The sequence below is a fragment of the Kribbella sp. NPDC051770 genome (assembly GCF_040681455.1).
GTDB lineage: Bacteria > Actinomycetota > Actinomycetes > Propionibacteriales > Kribbellaceae > Kribbella.
Genome location: NZ_JBFAYT010000004.1, coordinates 333,795 through 360,568, shown reverse-complemented (window position 1 = coordinate 360,568; position 26,774 = coordinate 333,795). Strand labels below are relative to the sequence as shown.

The window sequence follows — 26,774 nt, the reverse complement described above, 5'->3', positions numbered from 1 at the left end:
AGGTGTGCGCCTAGCGGCGCCAGGTGCGCGCTGGCGCGCTGAGTTCCGCGCTGCCGCGCGGGCCGTGTCCGGCTGAGCGCCGCTGTGATGCGGCCGAGGAGGTCTGCTGTGGCTGAGGCCGCTCCGGCCGGAGGGCGGTGTGTGTAGAGCCGGCGATTAGCTGCAAAGCACCCGATGCCCGCGTGCGGTGCCCGCGTCCGCACTCGGCGCCCGCGCCCGCACCCGGTGCCCGCACCCGCACTCGGCGCTCGCGTCCGCATCCGTCACCCGCGCCCGCATCCGGTGCCCGCGCCCCGCGCCCGCGCCGTGCGCTTGCACCCGCGCCCCGCGCCTGCACCCGCGCCCGCCGCGCGGCCTGGCGCCTTCCCGCTGGCCGCTCGCCGCTGGCAGCTGGCGGCCCACACCACATCGCCTTCCGGCCGGACCGGTCTCACCACAGCAGACCTCCTCGGCCGCAGTACAGCGGGCCTCTGGGCACCTCTGTAGTTCAGCGGGACTGAGTAGCCGCGTGCGGCAGCCACAGGGTGAACTGGGCTCCGCCTGACGGCGCGTTGCGGGCGTAGATCATGCCTCCGTGCTGTTCCGCGGCATGCTTCACGATCGCCAGGCCCAGCCCGGAACCAGGACGGCTACGCGCCTCGCTCGAGCGGTAGAAGCGTTCGAAGACGTGTGGGAGGTCGGCCTCGGCGATGCCTGGGCCGCTGTCGGTGACGGTGAGGACGCCGTCGCGGAGGCGGACGATCACGCGGGACGGCGGTTCGCCAGGCGCGGGGTTGTCCGGGGTGCTGTACTTCGCGGCGTTGTCGAGCAGGTTGGTGACCGCGCGGCCGAGCAGGCGTTCGTCGCCCCAGACGGGGAACGGCGCGAGCTGCACGTCCCACTCCAGGCCGGGTGCGCGGCGGCGTACCTTCAGGACCGCGTCCTCGACCACGTTCGACAGCTCGATCAGCTCGGCGTCGCGGACCTGCGGGGTGTCGCGGGCGAGCTCGGTGAGGTCGCCGATGAGCGTGGTCAGCTCGTCCATCTGCGCCTGGACGTCGTCGAGCAGCTGCTTGCGGTCCTCGGGTTTGAGGCCGCCGCGCTTGTCGGCCTGCGCGAGCAGGTCGAGGTTCGTGCGGATGCTGGTGAGCGGCGTACGGAGCTCGTGGCCGGCGTCGCCGACGAGTCGACGCTGGCGGTCCTGGGATCTCGCCAGGGCTTGCAGCATCGCGTTGAAGGCCATCGCGAGGCGGGAGATCTCGTCCGTGCCCGTGACGGGGATCGGGCGGAGCTCCTCGGTCCGGGCGACGTGCTCGGCGGCGCCGGTCAGGCGGACCAGCGGCCGGAGGCCGGACTGCGCGATCGCGTTGCCGGCGAGCGCGGCGCCGATCACGCCGACGAGGCCGAACGCCCAGAGCACGATCCCGAGGTTGTGCAGGGTCCGGTCGATCGGGTCGAGCGACTGGGCGACCACCAGCGCGCCCGGCTCGATCTCGTCCGCGGAGCACTTCACCCCGCGGTACGGGCAGAACTGCGTCGGTACGGCGACCACGCGCACGTGCCCGGCGTTCCGCACGCCAACGGTACGAATGCTCGCCTCGTTGCCCTGCCCGACCGCGACCTCCTGCTCGGCCGAGCCCATCGGCGGCAGGTACTGCGGGTCGGCACCGAACTGCTGCCCGTCCGCGCCGAGCAGCCCGAGCTTGATGTCACTCAGCCCGAGCGCGTCCGGCGAGACCTCCTGCAAGTTGGTCAGGTTGGTGAGGATCCCGCGGCTGGCGGCCTGGCCGGCGCGGTCGACGAGGCTGTTGTCGAGGTTCTGGTACATCTGCTGGCGCACGGTCACGTACGCCGAAACGCTGACCAGCGCCACCGCGAACCCGACGGCCACGGCGGCTAGCAGCGTGACGCGAGCGTGCAGGCTCAGCCGGTGCAGCTTCTCCTGCCACCAGCTCTGCGTGCGCGCGGCTGTCGCGGTGATCCGGTTGGGGACGGTGCCGTTGGACCGCCGGACCTCAGCCCCGCTGGAGCTGGATCCACCAGGCCCAGCTGAACCAGGTCCACCGGGGCCACCCGCGCCAGACCCGTCAAGCCCGCCGGAGCCAGGCGCGCCGATCCCAGCGGAGCCGGACGTGCCGGGCGCTCCGCCGCCGGGGCCGCCAGCGCCGAGGTAGCCGCGGCCACCGGAGCCAGACCCGCCGGAGCCGAGCCGGCCGGAGCCAGACCCACCAGAGCCGGGTCCGCCAGAGCCCGGCCTGCCGGGCCCGGGCCTACTGGCACCGGGCGTCGCTGGGCGGGGGCTGGGCGTCGGCGGGATCAGCCCTTGCCCGGTCCCAGGTCCACCCGACCGCGCTGGCCCAAGCGCGCTCGGCCGCGGACTCGGAGTCGGGGGGATGCGTCCGCCGGACGCAGCCGATCCGGCGTCGCGCTCAGCGCGCGGTCCGGGTGTGCTGGCGCCGCCAGTACTCGCGATCGAAGCACTTGCGTCACCGCCGGATGCAGTCGTCGCCGCGTGCTCGGCGCGTGGCCGGGGTGTGGTCACACCGCTTGCACCCGACGTACGGGCGCCGGCGTCGCCGCTCGTGCCCGGCGTTCCCGCGGCAGGCGTGCGTGCGTCGTCGCCAGCGCCTGGTGTGCGCGCGTCAGATCCGCGCTCCGCCGCGCCGGGGAGGACGCTGCCGCCGTCCGCCGGGCCGCCGCTCGTGCCCGGCGCATCCGTGTCTTGCCTGCCAGCGTCTCCGCCGGTGTCTGGCGCACTCGCGTCAGGTCCGCGCCCGGTCGCGCCGGGGAGGACGCTGCTGCCGTCGGACGCGGCGCCACTCGTGCTCGGCATACTCGCGTCAGCCTCACGCTCAGGCCCGCTCGGGGGAACGCGGTCGTCGGCGTACGACGGGAACTCCGGAGGCTCCGAGCTCACGGTGGCGTGTCTCTCAGCACGTAGCCAATGCCGCGGACCGTGTGGATCAGCCGGGGCAGCCCGTTGACCTCGGTTTTGCGGCGCAGGTAGCCGACGTAGACCTCGAGGGAGTTGGCGGTGGTCGGGAAGTCGTAGCCCCACACCGCGTCCAGGATGACGGCGCGTTCGAGGACGCGGCGGGGGTTGCGGATCAGGAGCTCCAGCAGGGAGAACTCGGTGCGGGTGAGCTGGATCGCGACCTCGCCGCGGTGGACCTCGTGGGCGTCGACGTCGACGACCAGGTCGGCGTACTGGAGGACCTCGCCGCGGGGGCCGCCTTCGCCGGGGGTGGCGCTGCGGCGGAGGAGGGCGCGCAGGCGGGCCAGCAGCTCCTCCAGCGCGAAGGGCTTGGTCAGGTAGTCGTCGCCGCCGGCGTCCAGGCCGTCGACGCGGTCGGCGACGGCGTCGCGGGCGGTGAGGACCAGGATCGGGACGTTGTTGCCCGCGGCCCGCAGGGCCTTGGTGGTCTCCAGGCCGTCGAGGCGCGGCATCATCACGTCCATCACGACCACGTCGGGCTCGACGTTGCCGATCACGGCGAGCGCCTCGGCGCCGTCGGAGGCCGTCACGACCTCGAAGTCGTTGAACTCCAGCGAACGGCGCAGCGAGTCCCGGACCGCCCGGTCGTCGTCCACCACCAGTACCCGCATCGTTCGCTCCCCGCGTTGTCCGTTCCTGTCCGCCAAGTGACTTTATGCGCTCTGTTTGAGAATCCGCTGAGAACCCGCTGATCAGTCGCGAAGGACCGAACACCAGGCGTAGCTTTTCCGCGTGGACATCGTCGAATTCTCCCCGGCCAAAGAGCAGCTCACCTGGACCTTCGGCGGTGCCGCGCCGGTCCGCCGCGTCCAACCGGGCAGCCTGCTGCGGCTCTGGACCGAGGACGCGTTCTCCGGCAGCCTCCGCAGTACGACGGATCTGGCCAGCGTCAGCCTGAACATGCCCTTCGTGAACCCGCAGACCGGCCCCTTCTACGTCGAGGGCGCCGAGCCGGGGGACACGCTCGCGCTGCACTTCGTCGAGCTGACCCCGGCCCGCAGCTGGGGCGCGTCGGCGACGATCCCGTTCTTCGGCGGCCTGACCAGCACCGACAAGACCGCCACCCTCCAGGACCCGCTGCCGGAGCGGACCTGGATCTACGAGGTCGACACCGCGAACCAGACCGTCGGCTTCCAGGCCCAGGGCAGCGACTTCGAGCTGGCGCTGCCGATCAACACCATGCTCGGCACGGTCGGCGTCGCCCCGGCGGCGTTCGAGGTCCGCTCGTCGCTGGTCCCGGACTACTTCGGCGGCAACATGGACACGCCCGAGATGAAGGCCGGTACGACGTGCTACCTGCGCGTCAACGTCGAGGGCGCCCTGTTCTCGGTCGGCGACGGTCACTACCGCCAGGGCGAGGGCGAGTCCTGCGGTACGGCGGTCGAGGGCGCGATGAACGTGGTGATGCTGGTCGAGCTGATCAAGACCCCCGGCCCGGCCTGGCCGCGGCTGGAGACCGACGACCACCTGGCCGTCGTCGGGTCGAGCCGCCCGCTGGAGGACGCCTGGCGCACCGGCCAGGTCGACATGGTCGCCTGGCTCGGCGAGCTGTACGGCCTGGACAAGCTGGACGCCTACCAGCTGCTCAGCCAGGTCAGCGAGGTCCCGCTGGCGAACGTGGTCGACGCCAACTACAGCGTCGTCACCAAGGTCCCGAAGCGGCTGCTCCCCAAGACCGACGCGTACGGCGGCATCCACGCGCAGCTGCGCGGCATCAAGCCCTGAACCCCGGTACGACGTCCGCCGCGAACCGCTGCAACGGTTCGTGGTCGTAGGCGACGCCCGGGATGTAAACGATCACGTACTCGATCCCGACCTCGGCCAACTGCTCCAGTTGGATCCGCAGTTGCTTGGCGGTCACGACCTCGGCCCGCAGCCCTTCGAGCCCACCGCCGTTGCCGATCTCGCGGAACTCCTCCAACGAGTAGCGGCCACGCGCCTTCGCCGTCGCGGTGACGGGGTCGGCGCCGGCCTCGACCGGGAACACGTTGATGCTGGTCGACTTCACGATCGCGTCGTAGTCACGCCCGACCGCGTTGCAGTGCGTGCGCAGTACGGCGAGCTTGCGCCGGATCGTGTCGACGACGCCGGTTCCGAAGTTGCAGGCGTCGGCGTACTGCGCGGCCAGTTTGAGCGTGACCTTCTCGCCCCCGCCGCCGATCCACAGCGGCGGCTTGCGCCGCGGTTCGACGTACGGCTTGTCGACCGAGTGGTACTTGCCGTGGAAGACGACATCGTCCTCGGTCCACAGCCGGTGGATCAGCTCGACCGACTCGGCGAAGGAGCCCATTCGGTCCTTGAGGCTGGTCCACGGATACCCGTACGCCGTCCACTCGTGCTCCGACCAGCACGCGCCGCGCCCGGCGTACAAGCGAAGACGGTCTCGCGGGCCGGTTCGGGGACGGTGTGGAAGTGGTCGAAGAGCCAGATCGAGTCCCAGGGGCCGGCGTCGGCCGCGCGGGCGACGGCGGTCATCGCCTCCCACTGGTCGATCGGGTCGGCGAGTTCGATCAGGTCCATTCGCCAGCCCCGGGGGGGACGAAGAGTCCGAACTTCATCGGGCCGGCTCCTTCACTCGGGCGGGGGTGTCCTTGCGGCGGGAGATTGCAACGCCGACCAGGCAGAGCGCGCCGCCGGCGATGGCGAGGGTGGCGGGGGTCTCGTTGAGGAGGAGCCGGCCGAGGAGGATGGCGACGACCGGTACGGCGTACACGGTGACGCCCATGCGGCCGGCGGTGGAGCGGCGGAGGGCGTAGGCCCAGGTGGTGAAGCCGAGGGCGGTGGGGAAGGCGCCTAGGTAGACGACCCACCAGATCGTTGCGGTGCTCGCGGTCCGGAGTTCGGTGAGCAGCGCCGGGGCGAAGGGCAGGCAGACGACGGCGCCGATGGTGCAGGCCAGCCAGGTGACCTCGGCGGCGGGCAGGCGGTTGAGCAGCGGCTTCTGGGTGACGACGCCGACGGCGTACGAGATGGCGGCGGTGACGCAGAGGACGACGCCCCAGGTCTCCGCGCGGCCGGTGGAGGTCGACGTACCGATCACCACGACGCCGGCGAAGGCGACCAGGCTGCCGATGACGAGCGGCCGCGGGAAGCCCTCGCCGAGCGTGAGTCCGGCGAGCAGCGCGATCAGCAGCGGCGCGATGTGCACGAGCATCGCCGCCGTGCCCGCGTCGAGGCGGCGCTCTGCTTCGTTCAGGGTCAGGTTGTAGACGCCGAACCAGAGCAGCCCGCAGGCCAGCAGCAGCGGCCAGTCGTGCTTGGCGGGCCAGCGGCGGACGGCGGGGGCTTCGGTACGGCGTACGAGCAGGAAGGCGCCGAGCAGGACGCTGCCGACCAGGAGGCGGGCCAGCGACAGGGCGCCGGCGGAGAACTCGGTGCCGGTGTGCCGGATGGCGACGAACGCGGAGGCCCAGAGCACGACGGTTGCCGCGGCGGCGAGGACGGGTTTCACAGGGTCTACGGTAGGAAGACGCAACCGCCGATGGCATGGCGTTCTGAAGGAAGAAAGCCAGACAACTTGCGGGTCTGAAAGGATTTCCATGGATGAGTTGAACATCCGATTGCTGACCGAGCTGATGGCCGACCCCCGCGCCCGGACCACCGAGCTCGCGCGCAAGCTCGGCGTCTCGGGCCCGACGGTCCGCGAGCGCGTGACCAAGCTGGAGGAGTCCGGCGTCATCCGCGGCTACCGTCTCGACCTCGACCCGGCCGCGCTCGGGCTGCCGGTCGCGGCCTGGGTGCGGCTGAAGCCCGGCCCGGGCCAGATTCCGCGGATCATCGAGCTGGCCGAGCGGACCCCGGAGGTGGTCGAGTGCCACCGGATCTCCGGCGAGGACTGCTTCCTGATCCGCGTCCAGGTCCCCGCGATCGACGCGCTGGAAGGGCTGCTGGACAAGCTCAACGTGCACGGCTCGACGAACAGCTCGTTCGTCGTCTCGACCCCGGTGCCGCCGCGTGCCGTCCCCCTACGCTGAGTACTTCCGCGCGACCACGGCGAACGACTCCTTCGGCTGCCGCCGATCGGGCTCGTTCACCGGGATCTTCACGACGCCGAAACCGGCCATGTCGAGATCGAACACCGGGTCCGACCAGTGCGGGAAGTCCTGCATCGCGTAGGTGAAGACGAAACAGCCCTGGACACCGCTCGCGTCGTACAGGTCGATCAGCTCACCCAGGTACGCCGCCTGCGTCGCCTCGTCGCGCTGGTACCCCTCCCGGACCCGCGGCGGCGTGGCGAACCAGTTGACGATCAGGAACGACCCCGGCCCCCGCCGGTCGGCCCCGACGAACGAGCCGCAGCCGAACTCGGTGATCACCACCGGCTTGTCCGACCGGTCGACCAGCTCACGCAGCTGCTTCTCGTACGCTGCAGCATCCGTCCCGAAGCGGTAGAAGTTCACCCCGACCACGTCGAAGCCCGACCAGTCGACCTGCTCCCAGTAGCCGGCCGCGTAGCTGACCGGTCCGTGGAACGACTCCCGGGCGATCGCCAGCGCCGCCTTCAGCAGTACGCCGAGCTTCCGCGTGATCCGCCGGTCGAAGAACCGCCGCCAGCGCACCAGCACCTGCACCCGCACGAACACCCGCGGCCCCGGCAGCATCCCCGGCGTGGTCAGCGAGAACTCGTTGCCGACCAGCAGCGTCACCCGACCCGGGTAGCGCTGCCGCAGCTCCTCGGCCATGGCCGCCGTACCGGCCAGCCGCTCCAGCAGCTCCCGGTGCGGCCGGTCCTCGACCGACGGCCGGATCCACACGTCCAGCCCGAGCTGCAACGCGTACTCCGCGGCCGCCCGGTGCCGCTCGGGATCGGACTCGATCAGCATCACCGTGTCGCAGTGCAGCTCCTCCGCGATCGCCCGCAGATCACCCCGTACGACGTCCGGCGTGCTCGCGGGAACGTACGAGATGCCCCGTGGCTGCAGACCCATCCCCGCAGTCTGGCGGCCACCCCGGACTCAGCGACAGACCTGCGGCCAGGCCCGATACCGAAGTCGGCCAAGCCGGGTACCGAAGTCGCCGCTGTCCGCCTGGTGGGCCCCGACCAGCGCCGGAAGTGGTCTGCCTCACTACGCTGGGAGCGACTTCAGCGACCTTCGGAAGGACCCTGACCCATGGCTGCCGACAAGCCTGTCCGCAGAGTTGCCCTTCTCACCGCGGGCGGGCTCGCGCCCTGCCTGTCGTCCGCCGTCGGCGGGCTGATCCAGCGCTACACCGAGGTGGCGCCGGACGTGGAGATCATCGGATACCTGAACGGCTACCACGGTCTGCTCAGCGGCCGGTACGTCGACGTGACGCCCGAGGTCCGCGCCAAGGCCGGCCTGCTGCACCAGTTCGGCGGCAGCCCGATCGGCAACAGCCGGGTGAAGCTGACCAACACCGCCGACCTGGTCAAGCGCGGCCTGATCGCCGACGGCCAGAACGCGCTGCAGGTCGCGGCCGAGCGGCTGGTCGCCGACGGCGTCGACGTGCTGCACACGATCGGCGGCGACGACACGAACACCACCGCCGCCGACCTCGCGGCGTACCTGCACGAGCACGACTACGAGCTGACCGTGGTCGGGCTGCCGAAGACGATCGACAACGACGTGATCCCGATCCGGCAGAGCCTGGGTGCCTGGACGGCGGCCGAGCAGGGCGCGCTGTTCGCCCGCAACGTGATCGCCGAGCACAGCTCGAACCCGCGGATGCTCGTCGTCCACGAGGTGATGGGCCGCAACTGCGGCTGGCTGACCGCCGCGACCGCGCTGGCCTACCGCGAGTGGGTCAAGGCCCAGGAGTGGAACCCGGGCATCGGCCTGACGTCCGGCGGCTGGGACGTGCACGCCGTGTACGTGCCGGAGGCATCGATCGACCTGGACGCCGAGGCCGAGCGCCTCAAGGCGGTCATGGACGAGAACGACTGCGTCAACATCTTCCTGTCCGAGGGCGCCGGCGTCCCGGCGATCGTGGCCGAGCTGGAGGCGCGGGGCGAGGAGGTCGGCCGCGACCCGTTCGGGCACGTCAAGCTCGACACCATCAACCCGGGCGCCTGGTTCGCCAAGCAGTTCGCCGAGCGGATCGGCGCCGAGAAGACGATGGTCCAGAAGAGCGGCTACTTCAGCCGGTCGGCCGCGGCCAACGACAAGGACCTGGCGCTGATCAAGGAGTGCACCGACTACGCCGTCGACGCGGCGCTGCGCGGTGAGTCCGGCGTGGTCGGGCACGACGAGGAGCGCGGCGACGAGCTGCGCGCGATCGAGTTCCCGCGGATCGCCGGTGGCAAGGAGTTCGACGCGAGCGTCGAGTGGTTCACCGCGCTGAAGGCGGAGATCGGCCAGCCGTAAGGCTTCATCGGGAGAGCCGCGTGACCCAGAGGTCCGCGGCTTTCTCGATCTGGTCGAGGACCTCGTCGAAGCCCTCGTCCTCCCCGTAGTACGGGTCCGGTACGTCGACGTCGGCGAACAGCTCGACCGGTACCGGCTCGGTGCCGAGCCGGCGGTTCAGCGCGGACAGGTGCCCGGAGTCCATCGCCAGCACCAGGTCGCGCTCGGCGAACCAGCAGCTGCGGAACTCCTGCGCGCGGTGCGCGCTGCCGTCGTACCCGCGCCGGCGGAGCGCGGCCGCGGCGCGGGAGTCCATCGGGTCGCCGATGTGCCAGCCGCTGGTGCCCGAGCTGGTCACCACGACGTCGTCGAGGCCGGCCGCGGCGAGCTTGGCGCGCAGCACCACCTCGCCGACCGGTGAGCGGCAGATGTTGCCCGTGCAGACGACCTCGACGTGCCGCACGTCAGCGGATCTCGGCCTTGTCGGGCAGGACGGCGTTCAGCAGGACGCCGACCAGCGTGATCACCAGCGACCCGAGCAGCGCCGCCCCGAACCCGTCGACGTGGAACTGGACGTCGAGCTTGCCGGTGATCCACGAGGTGAGCAGCAGCATCAGGGCGTTGATCACGAAGATCAGCAGGCCCAGCGTCAGGATGATGAACGGCAGCGAGACCAGCTTCGCGACCGGCTTCACCACCGCGTTCACGACGCCGAAGATGGCCGCGACGATCAGCAGCGTGAGCACCCGCTTGCCGGTGGTCGCCCCCTCCAGCGTGATCCCGCCGACGACCCAGCTGGCGACCGCCAGCGCGACCGCGTTGGCCAGCAACTTGATGATCAGGTTCTTCATACCCCGATCCTGCCATCCGCCGGTTCATCACCGGCCGAAGCGCGGCCCTGGCTGATCCCTGACTCTTGACAGGCTAATGACCAAGTGATCAGATCATTTTCCTCAAGGTCAATTTCTGTCGAGGTGGGTCATGGTGAGAGACAACAAGTCACGCCGCCGGTGGATCGCCACCGGAACGCTGATCGCGGCGACCGCCGTGACCGGCCTGCCCGCGGCCGCCGGTGACAACCCGACGCCACGCCCCCAGGTCGGCACCTTCCGCTCCCCGACGACCGTTTCCGGTCCGGCGCACGCATTCGCGCCCCGGACCGGCGAGCAGAGCTGTGCCGCCGTCCGGACGAGCTGGACGGCGACCGCGCGGCCGCACGCGGCGCCCGAGAGCCTGTTCAACGCCTACAGCGACACGGGCAAGGGCTGGACCGGCGCGGACAGCACGTACTCGGTCCGCCTGCCCGGCGGCCGGACGGCGTGGATCTTCTCCGACACCTTCCTCGGCCCGGTCAACGCCGACGGCAGCCGTCCGACCACCACGCCGTTCATCAACAACTCGTTCATGGTGCAGCGCGGCAAGTCCCTCCAGACCGTCACCGGCGGCACCGCGTCCGATCCCACCGCGCTGCTGCCTCCGCCCAGCAACGGCTGGTACTGGTTCGGTGCCGCCGGGACGAGCAAGGCCGGCCGGAACCTCGACGTCACCGCGCTCCGGTTCGAGCGGACCGGGACCGGCCAGTGGGACTGGCGCTGGGCGGCCAACTCGCTGGCCAGGTTCGACAGCAAGACGCTGAAGCTGCAGAAGCTCATCCCACTGCCGTCGTCAGCCAACATCCAGTGGTCCGGCTGGCTGCTCCGCGAGGGCCCCTTCACCTACGTGTACGGCGTGGAGGACCTCGGTGCGTCGAAGTACGAGCACGTCGCCCGGGTCCGCGGCGACGACCTGGCCGGCGCGCCCTGGCAGTACTGGACCGGCACCGGCTGGTCGTCGGACGAGACCGCGTCCGCGCGAGTCCTCGAAGGCGTCGCCAACGAGCACAGCGTCACCCGCTGGCGTGACGGGTACCTCCTGGTCACGCACGACACCACCGAGCTGTTCAGCGATCGCGTCGTCGGCTACTTCTCCTGCTCGCCGACCGGCCCGTTCGTCAACAAGACCGAGCTGTACCGCACGCCCGAGACCGGCGCCGGAGGCAGCTACGGCGACGCCGACATCATCACCTACAACTCCCACGAGCACCCCGACCTGCGCCGCGGCAACGAGCTGCTGGTCAGCTACAACGTGAACAGCCTCGACGCCAACAACGACCTGTACGCCGACGTGAGCATCTACCGCCCGCGCTTCACCGGCGTCACGCTCACCCCGAACGGCCTGCGATGAGTACGTCGGGTGGCGTCGCCCGCCGCAGCCTGCTCGACGACCTGGCCGCGTCGATGCTGTCCCTGATCGCCGACCGCAGGCTGGCCTCCGGCGACCAGTTCGAGTCGGTCCGCTCGCTGGCCGAGCGGTTCAAGGTCGCCGTACCGACGATCCGCGAGGCGTTGCGGCGGCTGGAGGCGACCGGAGCGGTCGAGCTGCGGCACGGCTCCGGCGTGTACGTCGGATCGCACATCGGCCGGCTGGTCCTGGCCAACCCGCTCGCTCCGCCGCCGTCGGCGGACCGGCTGGTGGAGCTGCTCCAGGCCCGGGCCCTGATCGAGCCGCCGGTCGCCGCGCTGGCGGCCCGGGTCCGGACCGGCGCGGCGCTGAACCGGATGGCCGGCGACCTGGCCGCGGCCGAGGAGCTGATCGCCTCCGGCGACCACGCCCGGCTGGCCGAGGTCAACATGGACTTCCACCGCAACCTCGCGCAGGCCTCCGGCAACGCGACGCTGGCCGAGGTGGTCGAGTCGGTCACCGTCGTCAACGTCCGTGAGCAGCTCGAGATCCTGTTCATCCACGGCGAGGCGCAGACCGACCTCGACGAGCACCGGGCCATCTACACCGCCGTCCAGGACGGCGACGTCGAGCTGGCCGAGCGGCTCACCCGTGAACACCTGGACGGCGTCCTCGCCGTCATCAACCAACGCGTCCAGCACCCCTGAGCCGAGAGGTCGACCATGTCACGCTTCACGCATCGCAGCACCGCGCTCACCGCACTCGCGGTCGCCGGCGCGCTCGCCCTGTCCGCCTGCGGCGGCGGCAGTTCCCCGGCCGCGAAGGGTGAGGACAAGCCCGTCGACTCGCTGAAGTTCTACAACGACAAGGGCGGCTGGAAGGACGCGTTCGTCCAGGTCGGTGCCGCGGGCCAGAAGGACGCCGGGGTCGGGCTGGAGCCGGTCGGGTACTCCGACTCCAACAGCTACACCGCGTTCATCCGTTCGTCGTTCCGGACCAAGGAGAAGGCGGACCTGTTCACTTGGCACACCGGCAAGGAGCTGGAGGACCTGGTCGACCAGAACCTGGTCGCCGAGACCACCGACCAGTGGACCAAGGCGGTTGCCGACGGCAACATCCCTGAGGCGCTGAAGCCGTACTTCACCTACGACGACAAGCAGTACTGCGTCCCGCTGAACGCCGGCTACTGGGTGATGTACTACAACAAGGCCGTCTTCAAGAAGGCCGGGATCACCGCGACCCCGAAGACCTGGCCGGAGCTGCTGGCCGTCGCCGACAAGGTCAAGGCGGCCGGGGTGAAGCCGTTCTACCAGACCAACATCCTGTTCAGCTTCGTCTGGTTCGAGACGCTGCTGGCCGGCAAGGACCCGGACCTCTACGACAAGCTCGCGAGCGGTGAGGCCAAGTACACCGACTCGGCCGTGGTCGAGGTGATGAACGACTGGAAGAAGCTGATCGAGGCCGGCTACTTCAGCGACCCGGGCTCGAAGACCGAGCCGCAGAGCCAGCTGAAGAACGGCGACGTCGCGATGATCAACTTCGGCACCTGGTTCAGCGGCTCGCTGAACACGCTGAAGATGAAGGCCGGTACCGACTACGACTTCTTCGTGATCCCGAACGTGAACGCGGCGCTGCCGAAGACCTCGATGATCTTCGAGACCGGCCCGGTCTGCTCGGCCGCGAAGAGCGAGCACAGCTCGACGGTCACCAAGTGGACCGACTGGTGGGTGAGCCCGCAGGCGCAGACCGCCTGGGCCAACGCCCGCGGGGACCTGTCCTTCAACCCGAAGGCCGAGGTCAAGGACCCGAGCCTGGCCGCGCTGAACAAGGACGTCGGCGGCGAGGGCTACCGGCTGATCAACCGCTGGTTCGAGGCGACGCCGGTGCCGGTCGCGACCAAGGCGCTGGAGGTGTTCGGCGCGTTCGTCACCAAGCCCGGTGACCCGATGCCCGGCCTGCAGAAGATCCAGGACGAGGCGGACAAGTACTGGGCCGAGCAGAAGTGAGCTCGACCACCCAGCGCCCGGCTCCGGTCCGGATGCTCCCACCCGAGCGACCGGTCCGGATCAAGCGCGACGCCCGTACTGGTGGCCGGGCGGCGCCGCTGTTCGGACTGCCGGCCGTCGGCGTCGTCGCGCTGCTGCTCTACCTGCCGTTCCTGTGGACGACGTACGTCAGCTTCACCGACTACGACGGCCTCGGCTCGCCGGTGTGGTCCGGACTGACCAACTACAAGGCGATGTTCAGCGACCCAGACCTGGTCGGGGCGCTGACCAACACGCTGCTGTGGGTGGTCGGGATGGTCACCCTGCCGGTGGCCCTCGGTCTGGTCATCGCGGTCCTGACGTACGGGCACAAGTGGGGCACCTGGCTGCGCCTGCCGTTCCTGCTGCCGTACGCGATTTCCGGCGTGGCCGTCGGCGTCATCTGGGGCTTCGTGCTGCAGCCGGACGGCGCGCTCGGTCAGGCGCTCGGCTTCTTCGGGCTGCCGGGCGCGAGCACCGGCTGGCTGCAGGCCGGTCCGGGCAACACGCTGATGATGATCGTGGCGGTCACCTGGCAGGCGGCCGGCGTGAACGCGCTGCTCTTCGTGGTCGGGCTGCAGTCCATCCCGGCCGAGCCGCTGGAGGCCGCCAAGCTGGACGGCGCCGAGGGCTTCCGGATGTTCCGGCACCAGCTCTGGCCGCAGCTGCGGCCGATCACCACCGTCGTGATCGGCCTGTCCATCGTCGGCAGCCTCAAGACCTTCGACGTGGTCTGGGTGATGACGCAGGGCGGCCCCGGGACGTCGTCGGAGACGCTCGCGCTGTCGATGTACAAGGAGACCTTCGTGCTCAACGACTACGGCCAGGGCGCGGCGATCGCGCTGTTCCTCAGCCTGGTCACCTTCGCCGCGTCGGTGCTCTACCTGCGCTACCAGCTCGCGGACGGGGACTCCCGATGAAGAACACCTCCTCGGGCCCGGTCCGGACGGTCGTGCTCGCCGTCCTCGGACTGATCTGGCTGGCGCCGGTGTACCTGCTGGTCGTGAACGCGGCCAAGCCGGTCGACGGGTACGACGCGGCGACGGTCTGGAAGCCGGACGGGTTCTCGCTGTTCGCCAACTTCGCCGACGCCTGGGACAAGGCCGCGCTCGGTGGCACGGTGCTCGCGACCACGCTGTACAGCGTGGTGGCGCCGGTGCTCGCGGTCCTGATCGGTGCCGCGGCCGGCTACGCGATCGTCGCCCTGCGGCTCAAGCACGGCTTCGCGTGGTTCGTGTTCATCTTCGGCGGCACGATCTTCCCGCTGCAGATGGTCCTGATGCCGCTGTTCTCCGGCTACGCCAGCTCCGGCCTGTACGACACCAAGCTCGGCATGGTGCTCGTCTACACCGCGATCAGCGTGCCGTTCTCGGCCTTCGTGATGCGCAACTTCTTCACCGGGATCGCCCGCAGCGTGTTCGAGGCCGCGGTCGTCGACGGGGGCAGTCTGTTCCGGATCTTCCGCAGCATCTACCTGCCGATGGCCGGCAGCGCGCTGGCCGCGATCTTCATCCTGCAGGCGACGTTCGTCTGGAACGACCTGCTGCTCGGCCTGACGCTGAGCCAGTCCGACACGGTCCGGCCGATCATGCCGGCCCTGACCGGCCTGCAGAGCACGTACGGCGGCGCGGCGCTGCCCACCGTGCTGGCCGGCGGCCTCCTGGTGTCGCTACCGACCGTCGTGCTCTTCCTCGCCGCCCAGCGCTTCTTCTCCCGGGGCCTCGCCCTCGGCCAGTTCTGATCTCTCGGAGGATCCTCAGATGTCACAGGTGGTGGTGACCGGTGGTGCAGCCGGCATCGGGCGGGGCGCTGTCGAGCGCTTCGTCGCAGCAGGAGCACGAGTCTTCGTGCTCGACCGGGACACCGAGGCCCTGGCCGCTCTGCGGGCCGAGCTGGGCGACCAGGTCAACGCTCTGACCGTCGACGTCGGCGACCGGGATGCCCTGGCCGCCGCGGCCGGGCAGGTCTCGGCAGCACTCGGTGGAGAACCCTTGTCCGCCCTCGTCTGCGCGGCCGGCGTACAGCGCTACGGCACGGTCGTCGAGACGCCGGACACGGTGTACGACGACGTGATGACCATCAACGTCGGCGGTGTCTTCTTCGCCTGCCGGTCCTTCGTCCCGCTGCTGTCGCGCGGCGGCAGCGTCGTGGTCGTCTCCTCCGTCCAGGCGTACGCCGCGCAGCACGGCGTGGCGGCGTACTCGATGGGCAAGGGCGCCCTGCTCTCACTCGTCCGCGCGATGGCTGTGGACCACGCCGCCGACGGCATCCGGGTCAACGCGGTCTGCCCGGGCTCGGTGGACACACCGATGCTGCGTTCGGCGGCCGCGGAGTTCTCCGGCGGACGGTCCACCGACGAGGTGGTCGCCGAGTGGGGCCGTTCGCACCCGCTCGGCCGGGTGGCGACCCCCGGGGAAGTTGCCGAGGTCATCCATTTCCTCACCTCCCCGGCGGCGGCCTTCGTCACCGGGGCCGACGTGAAGGTCGACGGCGGGCTGACCGCCGGGCTGGCCGTCGTACTGCCGGAGGAGACCAAGTGAAGATCGTCGACATCCGGGCGACCACGGTGACCGTGCCGCTCGAAGCACCGTTGCGGCACAGCAACGGCGCGCACTGGGGACGGTTCGTCCGGACCGTGGTCGAGGTCGAGGCCGACAACGGGCTGATCGGCCTCGGCGAGATGGGCGGCGGCGGGCAGAGTGCCGAGGACGCCATCACCGGGCTGAAGCAGTACCTGGTCGGGCACGATCCGGCGCGCACCGAGGCGCTGCGCTGGATGCTGGCCAACCCGACGGCGAGCCTCTACAACAACCGCACCCAGTTGCTGGCGGCCATCGAGTTCGCATGTCTCGACCTGCAGGGCCGGCACCTCGGCGTGCCCGTGCACGAGCTGCTCGGCGGCAAGGTCCGGGAGAAGGTGCCGTTCGCGAGCTACCTGTTCTTCCGCCACGCGGCCGAGGACGGCACCGGCGAGATCAGTACGCCGGAGCAGTTGGTCAAGCACGCGCGGGCGCTGGTCGACGAGCACGGCTTCAGCGTGCACAAGCTCAAGGGCGGCGTCTTCCCGCCGGACTACGAGCGCGAGTGCTTCCGGGCGCTGGCCGAGGCGTTCCCCGGGCACCGCGTCCGGTTCGACCCGAACGGCGCCTTCAGCGTCGAGGAGGCGCTCCGCTTCGCTCACGGGATCGAGGATCTCGACAACGACTACCTCGAGGACCCGACCTGGGGGATGAACGGGATGCGGCGGGTCCGGGACAAGACGCCGATCCCGCTGGCCACCAACACCGTGGTGGTGAACTTCGAGCAGCTGGCCGCGAACGTCCGCGACCCCGCGGTCGACGTGATCCTGCTCGACACCACCTTCTGGGGTGGCATCCGCCCGTGCGTCAAGGCCGCCGGGGTCTGCGAGACCTTCCAGCTCGGCGTGGCCGTGCACTCGTCGGGCGAGCTGGGCATCCAGCTGTCCACCATGCTGCAGCTCGGCGCCGTCGTACCGAACCTGGCCTTCGCCGCGGACGCGCACTACCACCACCTGCGCGACGACATCATTGCCGGCGGCAAGCTTCCGTACGCCGACGGCGCGATCGCCGTACCGGACGGACCCGGTCTGGGCGTCGAGCTGGACCGCGACAAGCTCGCCGAGTACGCCGAGCTGTTCCGCGAGCTCGGCCCCTACCCGTACGACCGCGACCCGGCCAGGCCGGGCTGGTACCCCCTGCTCCCGAACACCGATTGGGCTTCCGTATGACCATCCCCCGCTCAGGTGATCTCGCCAGCGACGTTCTCGTCCACAGCTACGACGACATGTTCAACCCGCCGGGGCTGACCAACTTCCTCGGCACCGCGCAGGTCGACCTGGACGTGTTCGCCGTGCGCAGCGTCAACTTCCCGCCGTACTCGCACGGCGACTGCATCACCGGTCAGCTGTACGTCGACGGCCGGCTGGCCCGCTCGTACGGCGGTCAGGTCGAGGTGGTCTGGCGGCCCGATCACGTGGTGCGCTCGACGACGGTCGACGGGCTGTCGCTGCGCACCACGACGGCCTGTGCGCCGGGGCGCCCGGCGGTCGTCGTACAGCTCGAGATCGAGGGCACGCCTGGACGGGAGGTGCGGATCGGGCTGGCGCTCGCCAGTACGGCGACCCGCTCGCCGAGCGGCTGGTTGCGCCCGGAGCCGCCGTCGGAGCCGAACACGCTGGCCGCTTCCGAGGGCCGGGTCGCGCTGCTGGGCACCGGTGAGTCGGCGTCGGCGGTGAGCCTGCAGGGGTTCGACGGGCCGGGGGAGGTGCGTGGGCAGTCGGTGATCGAGACGACACTGACGCTCGACTCCGCCGGCCAGGCGCGGCTGGGGTACGTGCACGTCCTCACCGGAACCGCCGCCGAGGCAGCTGAGCACTACGACGCCTGCGTGGCCGACGTACCGGCGGTGCTGGCTGCGGCCGAGCAGCTGTGGGACAAGGCGCTGGCTGACGCGTTCGACCCGGCAGGTGACGGGTTCAGCGGATCGTTGCCGATCCTGGAGACGTCGAACGAGGCGCTGCGCAAGCTGTACTGGTGGGGTGTGCTCGGGGTGATCTGGTTCCGCCGGGACAACCCGGCGAGCGTGCTGGGCCGGACGTACGACACGTTGATGCCGCGGTACTGGCAGACCACGACGTTCATCTGGGACTACAGCCTCTCCTCGCTGACCCACGCGCTGCTCGACCCCGAGCCGATGCGGCGGCACATCGAGCACTGGATCGACCTCGACACCCACGCGCACTTCGGGACCGAGTGGCTGACCGGTGGACCGGTCGGCTACTGGTACTCGGTCAACGACTTCGCGATGACCCGGCTGGTCCGCGACTACGTGCGGTTCACCGGGGACGGTGACTTCCTGGCCGCGCCGGTCGGTCGCGAGACCGCCCGCAAGCCGGTCGCGGAGCACCTGCACGACTGGGCGACGGCGTGGCGCGGACTGCGCAAGGACCACGCACTCGCCGACTACGGCGGTATCGACAACCTGATGGAGTGCGTCAGCAGCTACATCCACGAGGTCGCCAGCTTCAACGCGGCGAACGTCTGGTGCCTGCGGGTGGCCGCCGAGGTCGCAGAACGGGACGGCTCCAGCGACCAGGCCGAGCTGCTGCGCAAGGAGGCCGACGAGCAGGCCGGGCACGTCAACGAGCTGTACATCGAGGGCGCCGGCTTCTGGCACGCCCGGCAGCCGGACGGCACCCTGTTCCCGGTCCGGCACTGCTACGACTTCAACATCGTCGGTACGACGATGGCCGACGACCTGTCCGAGACGCAGCGGGCCGAGATGGTCGACTTCTTCCAGCGGGAGCTGCAGACGCCGACCTGGATGCGGGCGCTGTCGCCGTACGACGCGGACGCCGCCTTCAGCCTGCGGCCCGACCACCAGTGGAACGGCGCGTACCCGGCGTGGCCCGCGGACGCCGGGCGGGCGTTGTTCGCGCTGGGCCGCGGCGACGTCGCGCTGGACTGGCTCCCGGGTCTGGCGAAGACGGCGAACCAGGGACCGTGCGGCCAGGCGCACTTCGTGGAGGAGGCCGTCCCGGCGATGGCCGGCGGCGCACGCAAGTCGCCGCCGCAGTTCCCGTACCTGATCGACTGGTCCTGCTCGTCGTCCGGCTCCTGGGTCAGCCTGATCCTCGAAGGTGTCTTCGGTCTGGAGATCGCCCTCGACGGCACCGTCACTGCGAACCCGCAACTGACCACCCTCGACCCGGAAGCCCGCCTGGTCGGCCTCAAGGTCGGTGCGCACACCTACACCGTCACCGCGGAGGGCGCGCTCCCCACACCCTGACCTTCAAGTCGGCGGGAGGCGATCAGCTGTGCGGCATCGCGATGGCTTCCAGCAGGGACTCCTCGGCTCCCGCCAGATGCCTGCGCAACTCCTCGACGCACTCGTCGAGCTCGCCCTTCTCCAGCAGCCGGATGAGTTTGCGGTGGGACGCGACCTGCTGCTTCGCGTCCTGCCGCAGCGCGTCCACCCGGGCCAGCGCGAGCCGCGCCTCACCGGTGATCGAGTCCGCGGTCGCGATCAGCCGCTCGCTCCCGGTCAGCGCGACCAGGCTGCGGTGGATCGCCAGATGCGTCTCGGTCATCGCTTCGGGGTCGGCGCCGTCCTTGGCGGTCGCGGCGAACTCCCGCATCGCCGCCCGGACCTGCTCGCGGGCCGCCTCGTCGGCGTCGTACCAGGCCTTGATGCCGGCCGACTCCAGCACGAACCGGGCCCGGCAGATGTCGGCGACCGCGGCCGGGTGCAGGATCGCGACGCTGACGCCCTTGTTCGGCTCGCGGACCGCCAGGCCCTCGGTGACCAGCATCGTCATCGCCTCGCGGACGGTGCTCCGGGCGACGCCGAGCGCCTCGGCCAGCGGCTGCTCGCGCAGCGGCGTACCGGGTTCGAGGTCGCCGGCGAACAGCGCGGCGCGGAGCGCGTCCACGACCCGGTCCACCGTGGTCGAGCGATCAACTCGCAGCCGTTCGTACATGGGAGGATTCTCGTCCAGTCAGGGGCCGTTGTCGCGCGCGGCACCCGGCTGCGGGCCTACCTGTGGACAACTCGCGACATGATGAGCCGGTTTTCGGGCAGTCTGTGGTCAGGCGAAATCGGCCCGCCCACTCTCCGCCCGGAGAGCCGCTGATCGACCAGGAGGACGCGATGGAGGGTAAGGGGGCACTGCCCGGCCTCAGTGTCGTCGGGCTCGCGCTCGTCCTCCCGCTGATCATCGTGGTGACGATGCTGTTCGTCACCCTGGGCTCGGTCGGCGAGGCCTCGGCGTGTACGCCGTCGTCGACCAGCGGCAGCGCGTTCGGCTGGCCGACCGAGGAGCACGAGGCGTCCCAGGGCTGGGACGACGGCGATCCGAAGCACACCGGCCTCGACTTCGACGTCGACAAGGGCAGCAAGGTGATGGCCGCCGAGGACGGTGAGGTGGTCGACACCTCCGGCGACTGGATCAAGATCAAGCACAGCGACGACGCGGTGCAGACCTGGTACCAGTTCTTCGAGTCCAAGGCGGTCCGGGTCGGTGACAAGGTCACCCGCGGCCAGGAGATCGGCAAGTCCGGCGAGGGCGACGAGGACGACCCGGGCGAGGACGGCGAGCACCTGCACTTCGAGCTGCGGATCCGCGGCGGGGAGAACGGCGGCGGCGACCTGCAGCCGCAGGACCCGACCGACCAGCTCGGCGAGGACAGCACGTCGTCCGGAGGCTGCGGGTGCGGCGGTCCGCTGGTCGGGACGAACAACCAGCAGAAGGCCTTCAACTACTTCACCGCGAACGGGTACAGCAAGGAGCAGGCCGCCGGCATCGTCGGCAACATGATCCACGAGTCCAGCGTGGAGCCGGCCCGGCTGCAGAACACGCCGTCCGGTCAGGTCACCCACGCCAAGGCCGCGGTCGACAGCAGCCTCGGCTGGGGCATCGTGCAGTGGACCCCGGCCGGCAAGATGATCCGGCCGTCGCTGGCCGCCACCAACGGCGACGAGGCCAAGGTCGAGTCGCTGGAGTGGCAGCTGGAGTTCCTGAAGAAGCAGCTCGACGGCGACCCGCCGCTGGCCGAGGGCGAGGCCGGCCGGCAGCTGAAGGAGACCAAGTCGGTCGCCGACGCCGCGGTCGCCTTCGGCCGGTACTTCGAGCGCTTCGCCGGCTCCGACGACCTGAGCAACCCGCGCTACGCGCAGCGCAAGACCGCCGCCCAGCAGGTGTTCGACCACTTCAGCAACGCGCCCGGTGCCGCCGGCGGGACGGACGGTGCCAGCGGCGGCTGCGGCGCGGGGAACGGCAACATCGTGCAGACCGCGATGCTGCTGGCCTGGCCCGACCGCGACGAGTCCCGGGGTCCGAACAAGGAGGACGCCAAGCCGGAGTACCAGGACGCGATGCCGAAGTACAACGGCGCCACCGACTACTACCCGTACACCGACTGCGGCGTCTTCGTCGCGACCGTGATGCGGATGAGCGGGGTGGACCCGGACTACTTCAAGCGCGGGACCGGCAGCCAGCGCGACTACGTGAAGGGGTCGTCGAAGTTCCAGACGTTCGACGACTTCACCGACCTCGGCCAGCTGAAACCCGGGGACATCCTGGTCAACGACGGCCACACCTTCATCTACACCGGTCCGTTCAAGGACCCGGACGGCAAGACCTGGACCGCGATGTCCGCCTCGCTCGAGACCGGGTCCGGCGCCGGGCGGGTTCCGCAGCCGTCGCAGACCGTGCTGTCCGACAGCAACGGCAAGTACACGGTCGCCCGGATCAAGTAACTCGAGTAGGGAGTCGAAGCGCCGATGGAAGAGAAACCCCGGAGCCTGGTGGTGGGCGGCGCGGTGGTGCTGATCGTGCTCGTACTGATCGGAGGATTCCTCTTGTTCCGTGGTGCGCCCGAGCACACCGTCACCGTGCGCTCGGTCCCGAACGACCTGACCCTGACCGTCGACGGCTCGCCGGTCGCCGCGAACGGCGAGGTGAAACTGAAGGAAGGCAAGCACACCCTGGTCGGCGAGCGCAGCGGCTTCAAGTCCTACAGCCAGACCATCGACGTCCGCGACGACACCTCGGTCCGGGTCTACCTGTTCTCGAACAGCGCCGAGGGCCGGGCCTGGGAGAAGGACCACCCCGACCAGGCCCGCGAGGCCGAGGGCGACTCAGGCCGCCGCTACCAGGAGCTCACCGACCGCCTCGAAGCCAAGTACCCGCTGCTCCGGGAGCTCCCGTACGTCGGCCCCGGCTTCGACGTCAACCAGGGCATCTCGAAGCGCGAGCCCGACAACCCCGAGGTCCTCGCGTTCTACGTGAAACTGTCGGACGCCGAGGGCAAGACGAAGTTCCTCCAGTGGATCAAGGGCCTGGGCCTGGACATCAACACGCTGGAGATCGTCTACCGCTAGAACAAGGCGCTCACCACCGACGAACAACGCACTCCCCACCGCCGAACAACGCCTTCCGCGGCGACGAACAACGCACTCCCCACCGCCGAACAACGCCTTCCGCGGCGCCGAACAACGCACTCCCCACCGCCGAGCCAACAAGTGGTGCGCGAAATCCCCAGCACCTCACCCCCAGCACTCCCCACCCGACGAGCCTAAAACCCAAGACCCACCGCACTGAGCCGCCAACCTCACCCCCGCGGCGGCGCCCGCACAACCCTCCCCCCACCCACCAGGATCAACGCACCCACCCCAACCCCCACCACGAACCGGGATTGACGCGGCACCACTCGATCTGCACACTGACTGATTGTCGGACAATCAGAGGATCCGTCGATCGAGTGCGAAGAGGTGCGTCAATGGGTCAGCCGCTGGGGTGGGGTCGCCGGAACCTGATGGTCCGCCCGGACCACTACCGGATCGACTACGTGATCAACCCGTACATGTCGACCCAGGACCAGCCCGACCCGGAGCTGGCGAGCAAGCAGTGGGAGTCGCTGCGCCAGGCCGTCGTCGACGCGGGCGGCACCGTCGAGGTGCTCGAGCAGCGGCCGGACTCGCCGGACATGGTGTACGCGATGAACGTCGGGCTGGCCACCGCCGACGGCCGGGCGATGCTGTCCCACATGCGGTTCGAGCCGCGCCGCAAGGAGTCGCTGTCGGCCGCCGAGTGGTTCACCGGCAACGGGTTCGACCTCGGCCGGACCGGTGCCGACGGTGTCGGCCCGCACTTCGAGTCCGGTGACGCGTTCGTCTTCGGCGACGCTCTCGTCGTCGGCTACGGGCACCGCTCCGAGCCGCTCGCGCTCAAGCACCTGGCGACGGAGTGGAACGTCCGGGTCCGCGGCCTGCGGATCGCGCACGAGGGCATGTACCACCTCGACCTGCCGTTCTGCCCGGTCGACAGCACCCACGCGATGGTCTACCCGCCGGCCTTCGACGAGCCCAGCCGGGTCGCGCTGGCGGCGATCGTGCCGGACCCGATCGTGCTCACCGACGAGGAGGCGTTCGCGTTCAGCGGCAACTCCGTCGTGGTCGGCGAGACGATCCTGATGCCGGACTGCTCGCCGCGGCTGCGGGAGATCCTGACCGGTCTCGGGCTGCGCGTGGTGGTGCTCGACCTGTCCGAGTTCCACAAGGGCGGCGGCTCGGCGCGGTGCATGACGAACCCGCTCGATTTCGACCTTTCTGGTATTACGGTCGCCGGTGGAGAGGTCATCCTGCCGGAGTAGTCCTCGATCGCTGGACAGTTTGTACAGTCGGCAAATGAACTCTTCTACGCCGGAGAAGTTGGCTTTAACCTGCCGACATGACCGCACAGGATGAGGTCCGCTTCCGCCCCTGCCTGGACGACGTCGCGGCTTACAAGCCGGGCCGTCCGCCGGAGCGCACCGACGGCCGCCCGACGTACAAGCTGTCCAGCAACGAGAACCCGTACCCGCCGCTGCCGGGCGTGCTCGCCGCGGCGACGGCCGCGGCCGGCGACATGAACCGGTACCCGGACATGGGTGCGGTCGACCTGCTCGAGGCGCTGTCGGAGCGGTTCGGCGTACCGGTCGGTGATCTCGCGGTCGGGACCGGGTCGGTGGCGGTGCTCTACCACCTGCTGCAGGCGGCCTGCGCGGCCGGCGACGAGGTGATCTACGCGTGGCGGTCCTTCGAGGCGTACCCGATCGCGGTCCAGCTGACCGGCGCGACGTCGGTCCGGGTGCCGCTGACCGAGGACGCCCGGCACGACTTCAAGGCGATGGAAGCCGCCATCACCGACCGGACCCGGGTCGTCCTGGTCTGTACGCCGAACAACCCGACCGGTCCCGTCGTACGCCGTGACGAGCTGCTCGCGTTCCTGGACGTGGTGCCGCCGAACGTGCTGGTGGTGATCGACGAGGCGTACCGCGAGTTCGTCCGCGATCCCGAGGTCGTCGACGGCGCCGAGCTGTACCGCGAGCGCCCGAACGTGGTCGTCCTGCGCACGTTCTCCAAGGCGTACGGCTTGGCCGGCTTCCGCGTCGGCTACGCGATCGGCCACCCGCCGGTGGTCGCCGCGATCCGCAAGTGCGCGCTGCCCTTCGGCGTCAGCCAGGTCGCGCAGTCGGCCGCGATCGCCTCCCTGCGCGCCGAGCAGGAGCTCCTCGACCGCGTCGAGACCCTGTGCCACGAACGCCGCCGCGTCGTCGGCGAGCTCCAGTCGGCCGGCTGGGACGTCCCCGAGACCCACGCCAACTTCGTCTGGATGCCGCTCGGCGAGGACACCGTCCCCTTCGCCGAGGCCGTCCAGGCCGAAGGCGTCTCCGTCCGCCCCTTCCCCGGCGAAGGCGCCCGGGTCACCATCGGCGAACCCGAGGCCAACGACCTGTTCCTCCAGGTGGCCCGCGCCTGGAAGAAGTGAGGTCGGTACGTTGACGGCGTGAGCCGACAAACGCTGGTCTGGATCTCAGGAGCCTCCGCGGGGATCGGGGCTGCCCTCGCGGCGACCGTGCCGTGGGCTGGTGCGCGGGTGATCGATCTGTCGCGGCGGGGTGGGTCTGCCGAGCACTTCGCGGTGGATCTGGCGGAGCCGGGGGAGTGGGCGCGGGTCGAGCGGCACTTCGCCGAGGTGCTGGAGGGGTTCGACGGGGAGCGCGTGGTGTTCGTGCACAACGCGGGGACGGTGGTGCCGATCGGGACCGCTGGGGTGGTCGACGCGGAGGCGTACGCGCGGGCCGTCTTGTTGGACTCGGCGGCGCCTCAGGTGCTGGGGCAGGGGTTTCTGCGGGCTGTGGCGGGGCTCGAGTGCGAGAAGCACCTGGTGATGCTGACCTCGGGCGCGGCGACGAAGGCGTACGCCGGGTGGTCGGCGTACGGCGCTGGGAAGGCTGCGGTCGACCACTGGGTGCGGACCGTGGGGCTGGAGCCGAACGGGTGCCGGGTGGTGGCGGTGGCGCCGGGGGTGGTGGACACGGCGATGCAGGGGGAGATCCGGAAGGTGGACCAGGGCGCGTTCCCGGCGGTGGAGCGGTTCCGGGAGCTGGACCGGACCGGCGGGCTGGTCACGCCGGAGGATGCCGCGAAGGGGATCTGGGGGCTGTTCGACCGCGAGTTGCCGAGCGGGGCCGTGGTGGATCTGCGGACGCTCTGAGGACAACGAAGAACGGCCCTGAGAAGGAGTGAGGCTTTCTTCTCAGGGCCGTTCGTTGTGTTGCTACCGAGTCAGTCGCCCCACCGAGGCGACGGGTTCGGGTCCTGCATCACTGACCAGGGAGGGTCAGTTGTTCTGGCCGACTTCCTGCTCGCAGGTCTTCAGCGACTCGACGGCGTCCGCGTCGTTGCCGAGACCCAGCACACCGGCGAGGTCCGAAACCGGGACCTGAACGCCGACAGCGTTGACCGGGACGTCGTTGTGGCAGACCTGGAACGGGCCGACCTTGTTGTCGGAGACCGAGATCAGGCCGTCGTCGCCGGCGCGGTACCACTTGCCGTGGTGGTCGTTCTGGCCGACCTCCTGCTCGCAGGTCTTCACCGCGGTGGCCGAGCTGCCGTCGTTGCCGAGGCCGACGATGCCGACGATGTCCTTGACCGGAACCTGGACGCCCACGGCGTTGACCGGGACGAAGTTGTCGCAGGCCTGGAACGGGCCGACCTTGTTGTCGTCGATGGCGATCAGGCCGCCGTCGCGGTCAACGCCGTACCACTTGTGGGCACCCTTGGCGCCGTAGCCCTTGGAGGCCGCGGAGACGGTGTCAGCAAGGCCGCTGTTGGCCTTGGTGTCGTCGATCATGTTCGCGCTGACGACGGTGGCCAGGCCCAGCGTGGCGACGGTCGCCACGGCCGCAGCAGCGGCGATCTTGCGTGTTACCTGCATTATGCGAGGTTTCCTTTCGGGTTTGACGGATTCGTCTTAGTGGGTAACGACGCCTGGGTACGCCAGTTACAAACTTTTTCGTCGAGATTTGTTTCGGATGGATGACAGCCGGAACTTTCCAGGCGGCAGACCAGTAGATCCCTGACGCCGCAACAACCGGCCTCTGACCTGCGAACTTGCCGGTAACTGAGGCCGCAGCGGGTTTGCCTGCCGGGGCGGGAAAGTCGTTCCCGCGAGTTCCGGGCGATCGCGTAACCGATCCCCGATTTCCTCGTTGTGTCATCGCGGGAGACGGATCGCCCGGTGATTCATGGAGATTTCGGTGGGCTCGGTGGCCGTCGAATCGGCAATACCATGATGAATCGGTATGTCGTCGCACTATTACCGGAGTTCGCGCCGTGTTTTTTCGGGGCACAGCGCGCGGCCGGTGACTCTGGACCCGCTGCCGCGCGCATCGGCAGCGGTGGGAGACC

26 protein-coding genes are annotated in these 26,774 nt (G+C 70.1%); 16 read left to right on the top strand and 10 right to left on the bottom strand.

From position 1 onward, the window contains the following. Nucleotides 1-487: 487 nt before the first annotated feature. On the bottom strand, nt 488-1,870 hold the full coding sequence (locus AB0M01_RS16525; protein ID WP_363670076.1) for a HAMP domain-containing sensor histidine kinase: 1,383 nt from the start codon (nt 1,868-1,870) through the stop codon (nt 488-490). A gap of 1,022 nt (nt 1,871-2,892) precedes the next feature. Further along, nucleotides 2,893-3,585, bottom strand: a complete 693-nt coding sequence (locus AB0M01_RS16520) for a response regulator transcription factor (RefSeq protein ID WP_363670074.1) — start codon at nt 3,583-3,585, stop codon at nt 2,893-2,895. Nucleotides 3,586-3,706: 121 nt separating this feature from the next. Between AB0M01_RS16520 and AB0M01_RS16515 the strand changes: the two genes are divergently transcribed. After that, a complete protein-coding gene (locus AB0M01_RS16515) occupies nt 3,707-4,699 on the top strand; it encodes an acetamidase/formamidase family protein (RefSeq protein ID WP_363670072.1) in 993 nt (330 codons plus the stop codon). Here AB0M01_RS16515 and AB0M01_RS16510 read toward each other — a convergent pair. The 3 genes from AB0M01_RS16510 to AB0M01_RS16500 are packed head-to-tail and all read right to left on the bottom strand — an operon-like array spanning nt 4,689 to nt 6,425. Further along, entirely contained in the window at nt 4,689-5,345 is a 657-nt protein-coding gene (locus tag AB0M01_RS16510; RefSeq protein ID WP_363670070.1) for an LLM class flavin-dependent oxidoreductase, read from the bottom strand. The genes AB0M01_RS16515 and AB0M01_RS16510 overlap by 11 nt on opposite strands. Beyond that, nucleotides 5,234-5,494 carry a hypothetical protein gene (locus AB0M01_RS16505; RefSeq protein WP_363670595.1) on the bottom strand — a complete coding sequence of 87 codons (261 nt, stop codon included), beginning with the start codon at nt 5,492-5,494 and terminating at the stop codon, nt 5,234-5,236. The genes AB0M01_RS16510 and AB0M01_RS16505 overlap by 112 nt, the downstream gene beginning before the upstream one ends. A gap of 34 nt (nt 5,495-5,528) precedes the next feature. Next, nucleotides 5,529-6,425, bottom strand: a complete 897-nt coding sequence (locus AB0M01_RS16500) for an EamA family transporter (protein ID WP_363670068.1) — start codon at nt 6,423-6,425, stop codon at nt 5,529-5,531. An 88-nt stretch (nt 6,426-6,513) separates the two neighbouring features. Here AB0M01_RS16500 and AB0M01_RS16495 point away from each other — a divergent pair, with 88 nt between their 5' ends. Continuing rightward, complete coding sequence (locus tag AB0M01_RS16495) at nt 6,514-6,948, top strand: Lrp/AsnC family transcriptional regulator (protein ID WP_363670066.1); 435 nt, start codon at nt 6,514-6,516, stop codon at nt 6,946-6,948. On the opposite strand, the gene AB0M01_RS16490 is transcribed toward AB0M01_RS16495, so the two are convergent. After that, the gene (locus AB0M01_RS16490; protein WP_363670064.1) at nt 6,940-7,902 is read right to left on the bottom strand and encodes a hypothetical protein; all 963 of its coding nucleotides are present in this window, start codon (nt 7,900-7,902) and stop codon (nt 6,940-6,942) included. The two genes, AB0M01_RS16495 and AB0M01_RS16490, sit on opposite strands and share 9 nt — an antisense overlap. A 183-nt stretch (nt 7,903-8,085) precedes the next feature. On the opposite strand from AB0M01_RS16490, the gene AB0M01_RS16485 reads away from it, so the two are divergent. After that, nucleotides 8,086-9,297 (top strand): pyrophosphate--fructose-6-phosphate 1-phosphotransferase, encoded by a 1,212-nt coding sequence (locus tag AB0M01_RS16485; RefSeq protein WP_363670062.1) that lies wholly within the window; start codon nt 8,086-8,088, stop codon nt 9,295-9,297. A 4-nt stretch (nt 9,298-9,301) separates the two neighbouring features. On the opposite strand, the gene AB0M01_RS16480 is transcribed toward AB0M01_RS16485, so the two are convergent. Beyond that, on the bottom strand, nt 9,302-9,739 hold the full coding sequence (locus AB0M01_RS16480) for a low molecular weight protein-tyrosine-phosphatase (RefSeq protein ID WP_363670060.1): 438 nt from the start codon (nt 9,737-9,739) through the stop codon (nt 9,302-9,304). Between the two features lies 1 nt (nt 9,740). Continuing rightward, a complete protein-coding gene (locus AB0M01_RS16475) occupies nt 9,741-10,127 on the bottom strand; it encodes a phage holin family protein (RefSeq protein ID WP_363670058.1) in 387 nt (128 codons plus the stop codon). Nucleotides 10,128-10,257: 130 nt separating this feature from the next. Between AB0M01_RS16475 and AB0M01_RS16470 the strand changes: the two genes are divergently transcribed. The 8 genes from AB0M01_RS16470 to AB0M01_RS16435 are packed head-to-tail and all read left to right on the top strand — an operon-like array spanning nt 10,258 to nt 19,328. Continuing rightward, a complete protein-coding gene (locus AB0M01_RS16470; protein ID WP_363670056.1) occupies nt 10,258-11,499 on the top strand; it encodes a DUF4185 domain-containing protein in 1,242 nt (413 codons plus the stop codon). After that, nucleotides 11,496-12,203, top strand: coding sequence for an FCD domain-containing protein (locus tag AB0M01_RS16465; protein WP_363670054.1), 708 nt, complete (start codon nt 11,496-11,498; stop codon nt 12,201-12,203). Before AB0M01_RS16470 ends, AB0M01_RS16465 begins: the two co-directional genes overlap by 4 nt. A 15-nt stretch (nt 12,204-12,218) precedes the next feature. Next, entirely contained in the window at nt 12,219-13,502 is a 1,284-nt protein-coding gene (locus tag AB0M01_RS16460; protein ID WP_363670052.1) for an extracellular solute-binding protein, read from the top strand. Beyond that, complete coding sequence (locus tag AB0M01_RS16455; RefSeq protein ID WP_363670050.1) at nt 13,499-14,440, top strand: sugar ABC transporter permease; 942 nt, start codon at nt 13,499-13,501, stop codon at nt 14,438-14,440. Before AB0M01_RS16460 ends, AB0M01_RS16455 begins: the two co-directional genes overlap by 4 nt. Then, on the top strand, nt 14,437-15,261 hold the full coding sequence (locus AB0M01_RS16450; RefSeq protein WP_363670048.1) for a carbohydrate ABC transporter permease: 825 nt from the start codon (nt 14,437-14,439) through the stop codon (nt 15,259-15,261). Before AB0M01_RS16455 ends, AB0M01_RS16450 begins: the two co-directional genes overlap by 4 nt. Before the next feature lie 19 nt (nt 15,262-15,280). Then, nucleotides 15,281-16,060, top strand: coding sequence for an SDR family oxidoreductase (locus AB0M01_RS16445; RefSeq protein ID WP_363670046.1), 780 nt, complete (start codon nt 15,281-15,283; stop codon nt 16,058-16,060). After that, nucleotides 16,057-17,268 carry an enolase C-terminal domain-like protein gene (locus tag AB0M01_RS16440; RefSeq protein ID WP_363670044.1) on the top strand — a complete coding sequence of 404 codons (1,212 nt, stop codon included), beginning with the start codon at nt 16,057-16,059 and terminating at the stop codon, nt 17,266-17,268. Before AB0M01_RS16445 ends, AB0M01_RS16440 begins: the two co-directional genes overlap by 4 nt. Continuing rightward, entirely contained in the window at nt 17,265-19,328 is a 2,064-nt protein-coding gene (locus AB0M01_RS16435) for a hypothetical protein (protein ID WP_363670042.1), read from the top strand. The genes AB0M01_RS16440 and AB0M01_RS16435 overlap by 4 nt, the downstream gene beginning before the upstream one ends. 22 nt (nt 19,329-19,350) lie before the next feature. Here the strand turns inward: AB0M01_RS16435 and AB0M01_RS16430 are convergent, their stop codons facing one another. Continuing rightward, nucleotides 19,351-20,019 carry a GntR family transcriptional regulator gene (locus AB0M01_RS16430; protein WP_363670040.1) on the bottom strand — a complete coding sequence of 223 codons (669 nt, stop codon included), beginning with the start codon at nt 20,017-20,019 and terminating at the stop codon, nt 19,351-19,353. 170 nt (nt 20,020-20,189) lie between these two features. On the opposite strand from AB0M01_RS16430, the gene AB0M01_RS16425 reads away from it, so the two are divergent. From AB0M01_RS16425 to AB0M01_RS16405, 5 genes are all read left to right on the top strand, one after another. Beyond that, a complete protein-coding gene (locus AB0M01_RS16425) occupies nt 20,190-21,797 on the top strand; it encodes a phage tail tip lysozyme (protein WP_363670038.1) in 1,608 nt (535 codons plus the stop codon). Nucleotides 21,798-21,821: 24 nt separating this feature from the next. Beyond that, complete coding sequence (locus AB0M01_RS16420) at nt 21,822-22,421, top strand: PEGA domain-containing protein (RefSeq protein WP_363670036.1); 600 nt, start codon at nt 21,822-21,824, stop codon at nt 22,419-22,421. A gap of 398 nt (nt 22,422-22,819) precedes the next feature. Next, nucleotides 22,820-23,692, top strand: coding sequence for an arginine deiminase-related protein (locus tag AB0M01_RS16415; protein WP_363670034.1), 873 nt, complete (start codon nt 22,820-22,822; stop codon nt 23,690-23,692). Between the two features lie 77 nt (nt 23,693-23,769). Beyond that, complete coding sequence (gene hisC, locus AB0M01_RS16410) at nt 23,770-24,849, top strand: histidinol-phosphate transaminase (RefSeq protein WP_363670032.1); 1,080 nt, start codon at nt 23,770-23,772, stop codon at nt 24,847-24,849. Nucleotides 24,850-24,867: 18 nt separating this feature from the next. Then, complete coding sequence (locus AB0M01_RS16405) at nt 24,868-25,578, top strand: SDR family NAD(P)-dependent oxidoreductase (RefSeq protein ID WP_363670030.1); 711 nt, start codon at nt 24,868-24,870, stop codon at nt 25,576-25,578. A gap of 126 nt (nt 25,579-25,704) precedes the next feature. Here the strand turns inward: AB0M01_RS16405 and AB0M01_RS16400 are convergent, their stop codons facing one another. Continuing rightward, nucleotides 25,705-26,301 carry a hypothetical protein gene (locus AB0M01_RS16400; protein ID WP_363670028.1) on the bottom strand — a complete coding sequence of 199 codons (597 nt, stop codon included), beginning with the start codon at nt 26,299-26,301 and terminating at the stop codon, nt 25,705-25,707. Between the last annotated feature and the right edge of the window lie 473 nt (nt 26,302-26,774).